Origin of the sequence: Synechococcus sp. R6-7, from assembly GCF_047461695.1 — a bacterium.
Taxonomy (GTDB): Bacteria; Cyanobacteriota; Cyanobacteriia; order Thermostichales; family Thermostichaceae; genus Thermostichus.
In genome coordinates, this window is the sequence record NZ_JANSHS010000294.1 from 1 (window position 1) to 6065 (window position 6065).

Consider the following 6065-nt stretch of genomic DNA (forward strand, 5'->3'; position numbering starts at 1 on the left):
GCTTATTATTGACTAGAGTCATGCTCCTCCTCCAAGGACTCCGTCCCGCTGAGGCGAACGGCAAGCTGAGAAGACTGCTCACGCCGGTAGGACGGATTCCTTACTGCATTGGGAAAGTCTACGGGATGAGGACTCCGCCCCGCTGACGCGGACGGCTCTGCTCCTGTTGGCGAGCCGTAGGTCTCACCGGAGAGCAGGTCAGGGGATCCCTCGGCTTCTATAGCCTCTATTGAGGAGAGCTCTTCCGTGGATCCCGTCACGTCAGACCCCAACACCCCTTCCAAATCCACCAAGCTGCCGTTGAAGTGGTCGGCAAAACGGCGGGCAATCTCCGCCAGCTCCTGGGTTAGCTCGAAGGACTGCCCACCGTGCAGGGTGTCGCGGCGCTCTGCACGACTTGGAGAATCGGTCGCGACAGCGGTGCGGAGCACTTTGTTCGCACCGGCAGGAAAAAGTCCTTGGGTTGCCAAGCCGGCCACCTTGGGGCCACCCATAGGATTGTCCCGCTCAGGTTCTGGCGAAGGTGGGCTGGAGTCAGAAGGGGAATGTTGCTGTCGCCGGGCAAGGCCGTGGCTCTGCGGTTCTGCCCTGGGCTCCCTTGAGGAAGCACGACTGTTGGTGTTGTCGCTCTGCAACCCCGGCGTGGTGACAGGATCTGGGGGGGCGGGGGGCAGGTCTGTTTCTCGGCTGAGCAGTGCCGAGGACTCCGCACCGCTGACGCGAATGGAAACATGCGGCCCGCTGGAGCGCTGCACAATCAAGTTGAGCTGCACAGGGCGCTGCAGCAGGTTGTGGAGCACCGACCGCAGTTCGGCTTCTTTGTTGCGCACTTTTTCCACCAGACCCTTGCTGGGAAAGGCGAGGGTAATTGCTTCAGGAGTCTCTTGGTGCAGGTGGCCGGATCCCATCAGAGCCTTGGTGAGGGGAGAGAGGCGCTTGAGGAACTCGTCCCAGTGGGGGCGCAGCAGCTTGACTGTGGCGGCGTCCCTTGCCGGTTCTCTGGGCTGCTCCGAGGACTCCGTCCGAGTAGCGCGATCTGCCTTCTGGCTCGACGCAACAGCAGGGGAGGCTGAAGGCCCAACAGTTAATTCATCTATCTCACCAACAGTTGATGGGCTTGATGGGCTGATGGTCGCAGCAGGGGCCGGAGGGGCTGTCCCGTCCGGGGGAGTTCTCTGGGGTGCAGGAGATAGGTCAAGGGCTGGGAAAGGACTCCGTTCCGCTGAATCCTCAGCCACCATGCTTGGGCGCAGCTGGCCCAGCAGATCCACTAGGGCAATTTCCAACCACAGTTGGGGCTGTCCGCTTTGACGAATTTGCGGCTCACACTGGCGCAGATGGCTCTGGGCTGCCAGCAGTATCTCCACCGAGTAGCGAGGGGCCCGTTGCTGCAGGGCTGCCCAGGTGGAGTCCGTTACAGCCACCAACTCCCGTTGCTGGGGGGCTGTCTTGACCAGCAGCAGATCCCGGTAAAGGGCCACCAAGTTCTGCAACAGGGCTAAGGGCTCTTTGCCCCGCTCCAACAATTGCCGAGTTTGGCTGAGCACCGCCTGCACATCCTGAGCCAGCAGCGCATCCATCAGAGCCAAAAGCTGCTGTTCCGGGATCCCGCCCACCAAGTCCCAAACCGCCTCCGGGGTGATGGATCCTTCCAAGAGGCTGAGCTGGTCCAGCAGGCGTTCGGCGTCCCTCAGGCCCCCTTGGGAAAGTTGGGCCACCAGTTGCAGCGCCTCCGGCGTGATAGGGATCCCTTCTTGGGCGGCGATCTTGCCCAGGTGGGCCACCATGTCGTCGAGGGGGATGCGGCGGAAGTCAAACCGCTGACAGCGGGAAACAATGGTGGGCAAAACCCGCTGCGGGTCAGTGGTGGCCAGGACAAATACCACGCGGGGGGGCGGCTCTTCAAGAGTTTTCAGCAAGGCGTTGAAGGCCGCATTGCTGAGCATGTGGCACTCGTCGATGACATAGACTTTGTAGCGGCTGTTCACCGGGGCAAACTGGGCCCGCTCGATCAGCTCGCGGATGTTGTCTACGCCGGTGTTGCTGGCCGCGTCAATCTCGAGAACATCCAGGGAGGCTCCCGCAGTGATGGCGCGGCATTGGCTGCACGCCTGGCAGGGATCCGGCGTCGGCCCCTGTTCACAATTCAAAGACTTGGCCAAGATGCGGGCGCTGGAGGTTTTTCCCGTGCCCCGCGGCCCGCAGAACAAATAGGCAGGCGCCACCCGCCCCAGCCGGATGGCATTGGCCAGCGTTTGCACCACCGCTCCTTGGCCGACCACATCGGCAAAGCGCTGCGGGCGGTATTTTAAATGCAGGGGTTCATAGTTGCCAGCGGTGGCCATTTCCGGGATCTCCAAGCAAGCAGCGCCCCAACCGGAACCGCGCAAGAGCTCTGCTCTGCTGACGCGATCCCACCGGGGCTCCCCTATTCTGGCTTCTCGATGGCGGGATCCCTCCTTGCCCATCAAGAGCAGGGCTGGACACCAGGGGGGGAGACCGGCAGAGCTTTTGTGCTCCGCTCCGCTGAGGACTTGGGATCCCGGCGACGCAGAGAGGGAAGCTGGGGCAGTTGCACTCTCCAGCCGGGCGAGTCGAGCTGATCCATGTGCTGCACGCGGTAGCTGAGCTGGTACAACTCCTTCCTAAGCTGGCGATTCTCGGCCTGGATGGCGGCGATGCGCTCGCGAATGGGCTGAAGGCGGGCCTGCAGCTTGCGCCGGTAGAGCTCTGGCAACTCTTGAATCATCTGCTCCAGCAACTGCTTCTCTTGGTAAAGCTGCTCGATCTCCGCCTCATAGCTGCGAATTTGCCGGTGTTGCTTTTCTTGGCGCAGCTCCAGAAGGTCTATCTGGCCCTGCAAGATGCGATTGCGCTCTCGCAAAAGCTGGATTTCCCGCTCCCGCGCGGCCAGAGCTTGAGCAAACTCCGTCTCGCCAACGCAGCCTGCTTCCTGCATCGTTTCTCCCTCAACCCACCCGTACATGGCTACCCTCCGTCCCACCGGGGCGTAGGGGATCCCCTATCCGTCACTGTATCCGGCCCGCGGGGGTGAGGCAAATGGCCTCTGGCCCGCCGACGCCAAAGCTTGCTTCACCTGGGCTTCCAGCTCAGCCAGGGATCCGGAGTTGTCCAGCACCACATCGGCACGGCGCACTTTTTCCGCCAAAGGCCACTGGCTGGCAATGCGAGCTTCGATTTCTTCCGGCGTCAGGGGATCCCGGCGGGCAAGGCGTTGCCGCTGCTGCTCTGGGGTGCAAGTCACCACCCAAATCTCGCTGGCCCAATTTTCCATGTGGGCTTCAAACAGCAACGGGATCATCAGACAAACGGTTTGGGATCCCTGGGCAGAGGAAAACCCTGGCCCGCTGTTCTTTTGGGAACCAGGCCCTTCCTCAAGCAACACGCCATGCGCCTCAGAGCTCTGCTCCGCTAACCCGAACAGAAAATCTTGCAGTTGAGCTTTAACAAAAGGGTGGATCTGGGCCTCTAGCCAAGCCCGCTCGGCAGCATCGGCAAACACGATCTGGCCCAACCGCCGGCGATCCAGATCTCCAGAGGGCGTTTGGATGGCCTTTCCATAGCGTTCCAGCACCCTGTCTCGAATAGGGGATCCCACCGCCAAGGCCTGGCGGGCCATTTGATCGGCATCGGCCACCGGGATCCCGTGCTGCTCCAGGATGCGGGCCACCGTGGATTTGCCCGTGCCCACTCCGCCCGTCAGGCCGATGATCCTCATCGAGCTGTAGGCCATAGTCAAGAAGAGGCCGCTGGTGCGGCCATTGCCGTTTGCGCTACTCGGACGGAGTCGTTAGAACGGTGCTCTGCAGAAGCGGGCAAGGGGGAGCTGGGCGGCAGCAGGCTATACTCAAAGCCCTCCACCAAAGCCCGACAGGAGGCCTCGATGATGTTGGTGGAAACCCCCACCGTGGTCCAGCGGCGGTGACCGTCGCTAAACTCCACCAGCACGCGCGTTTTGGCCGAGGTGCCGGCCCGCCCATCCAAAATGCGCACCTTGTAATCAGACAGGTGAATCGCCTCCAGTTGGGGATAGAACTCCAGCAGCGCCTTGCGCAACGCCCCATCCAGAGCGGCCACCGGCCCATTGCCTTCCGCCGCCGTCACCCGAGTCTGCCCCTGCACCGCGATTTTCACCGCTGCCAACGATTGCACATCCGTTGCCTCGCCACTGGGATCCCGGTCTTTGCTGTTCCAATCGGAGCGTGTGGTGGTCGTCACGTTGAAGCTGAGCACCTCAAAAGGATGGGAGCGTTGTCCCAGCAAGCCCCGCACCAACAGCTCAAAGCTGGCCTCAGCAGCCTCAAACTGATAGCCCTGCAGCTCCAAAGTTTTCAGCCGCTCCAAAATCAAGCGCGCCTGTGGATCCGACTTGTCCAGCCGGATCCCAAATCCGGCCATTTTGTGGAGGATGTTGCTCAGCCCCGCCTGTTCCGAGACCACAATGCGGCGACAGTTGCCCACTTGCTCGGGGGCGATGTGCTCGTAGGTGAGGGGGTTTTTCTGAACGGCGCTGACGTGGATCCCGCCCTTGTGGGCAAAGGCCGATAGGCCCACAAACGGAGCATGGTCATCCGGGGCCAAATTGACCACCTCGCTGATGGAGCGGGAGATCTCCGTCAGGTGTTGCAGCTTCTCTTGCGGCAGACAGCGATAGCCCAGCTTCAGTTGCAAGTTGGGAATGACGCTGCACAGGTCGGCATTGCCGCAGCGTTCCCCATAGCCGTTGATGGTGCCCTGCACCATGCGCGCCCCTGCCTGCACCGCCGCCAGGGCATTGGCCACAGCAGTGCCGGAGTCGTTGTGGGTGTGGATCCCTAGGGGCAAGTGCTGCAGGTGATGGGATTCTGCCAAGACGGCTGCCGTGATCGCCGCAATCTCGTGGGGCAGGGATCCGCCATTGGTATCGCAGAGAACCAGCCACTCTGCCCCTGCCTCGGCAGCCGCCACCAGGGTTTGCAGGGCATAGTCGGGGTTGTGGCGATAGGCGTCGAACCAGTGCTCGGCATCGTAGATGACCCGCCGCCCCTGGGATCGCAGATAGGCAATGGTATCCCGGATCATAGCCAGGTTTTCGGCCAGCGTGGTGCCCAGACCTTCGGTAACATGCAGATCCCAAGACTTGCCGAAGACGGTTATATAGCGGGTGCCCGCCGCCAAAATGGCCTGCAGCATGGGATCGTCTGCCGCCCGCCGCCCCGGCTTGCGGGTAGAACAAAAAGCCACCAGCTCTGCTTGGGTCAGAGGCTCTTCCCGCATCTGCCAGAAAAACTGCACATCCTTGGGATTGGCTCCTGGCCAGCCCCCTTCAATAAACGGGATCCCCAGCCGATCCAGCAGCTTGGCAATCTGTAACTTGTCTTGCACCGACAGCGATAGCCCCTCTCGCTGGGCCCCATCCCGCAGTGTGGTGTCGTAGAGAGTGATGGTGGCTGAGCAACCCAGATCAATCTTCATATCGCATCAGTTTCTTGTAAAAGGCGGTGGAGAAATCCGGCTGTTGTCCGCGCTGCACCAAAGAGACGACATCAATCAGATAATCCACAAACTCGTAGTTGGCGATGGAGAGCTGATAGGTGAGATCTGCATCCTGAGCAAAGATGACCTGAACCACCGTCAGATCCGAAGGCAACGGGGACGTATGCCAACTGGCCAAGAAGCGGACAGGCTCTTCCCCCTCGATGGCCCTCTGCCCTTCCAGGCTGGCTTTTTTGTAGAGGCCCACCGCGAGGGCTAGGTACTGTCGGCGGGCAACGGCGTAATAGGGCTGATAAACGGCCACTTCTGGCGGGCTAGCGGGTTCAAGTTGCAAAGCCATGGTGCGCTAGGAGAGGGGTACCGCTTTTTCTAAGTTTCATGAAGTTCTACAAAATGGGTGGGATCCCTATAACCAAGTAGATATCTCTGCATTGGCTGTAGCAAGTGTCGCCGGAAAAAGCTGTGAGGTCAATTGCGGCAGAGAACCCAGAAAAAATTATAAGGGGCCACTGCAACCCATTTTATTCAGCGTATCGCGAAGCGGTGCGGTTCCCGGTAGGGTGCCGGAG

The 6065-nt window shown here is 61.0% G+C and carries 5 protein-coding genes; all 5 read right to left on the minus strand.

Annotated features, from left to right (window positions below; all coding sequences use genetic code 11):
* Positions 1–5: 5 nt before the first annotated feature.
* The gene (locus NW815_RS08995) at positions 6–2345 is read right to left on the minus strand and encodes a DNA polymerase III subunit gamma/tau (RefSeq protein ID WP_414388980.1); all 2340 of its coding nucleotides are present in this window, start codon (positions 2343–2345) and stop codon (positions 6–8) included.
* Between the two features lie 122 nt (positions 2346–2467).
* Positions 2468–2986, minus strand: coding sequence for a hypothetical protein (locus tag NW815_RS09000; protein ID WP_414332021.1), 519 nt, complete (start codon positions 2984–2986; stop codon positions 2468–2470).
* Positions 2987–3022: 36 nt separating this feature from the next.
* Positions 3023–3739 (minus strand): dephospho-CoA kinase, encoded by a 717-nt coding sequence (gene coaE / locus NW815_RS09005; protein WP_414388982.1) that lies wholly within the window; start codon positions 3737–3739, stop codon positions 3023–3025.
* Between the two features lie 17 nt (positions 3740–3756).
* The gene (gene cimA, locus NW815_RS09010) at positions 3757–5475 is read right to left on the minus strand and encodes a citramalate synthase (protein ID WP_414388978.1); all 1719 of its coding nucleotides are present in this window, start codon (positions 5473–5475) and stop codon (positions 3757–3759) included.
* Positions 5465–5836 carry a type IV pilus biogenesis protein EbsA gene (gene ebsA, locus NW815_RS09015; protein ID WP_414343182.1) on the minus strand — a complete coding sequence of 124 codons (372 nt, stop codon included), beginning with the start codon at positions 5834–5836 and terminating at the stop codon, positions 5465–5467. The genes cimA and ebsA overlap by 11 nt, the downstream gene beginning before the upstream one ends.
* Positions 5837–6065: the final 229 nt, after the last annotated feature.

Coding starts and splice junctions, on each gene's coding strand:
- coaE (WP_414388982.1), bottom strand. CDS start 3,739: ATGAGGATCATCGGCCTGACGGGCGGAGTGGGCACGGGCAAATCCACG.
- ebsA (WP_414343182.1), bottom strand. CDS start 5,836: ATGGCTTTGCAACTTGAACCCGCTAGCCCGCCAGAAGTGGCCGTTTAT.
- cimA (WP_414388978.1), bottom strand. CDS start 5,475: ATGAAGATTGATCTGGGTTGCTCAGCCACCATCACTCTCTACGACACC.
- NW815_RS08995 (WP_414388980.1), bottom strand. CDS start 2,345: ATGGCCACCGCTGGCAACTATGAACCCCTGCATTTAAAATACCGCCCG.
- NW815_RS09000 (WP_414332021.1), bottom strand. CDS start 2,986: ATGTACGGGTGGGTTGAGGGAGAAACGATGCAGGAAGCAGGCTGCGTT.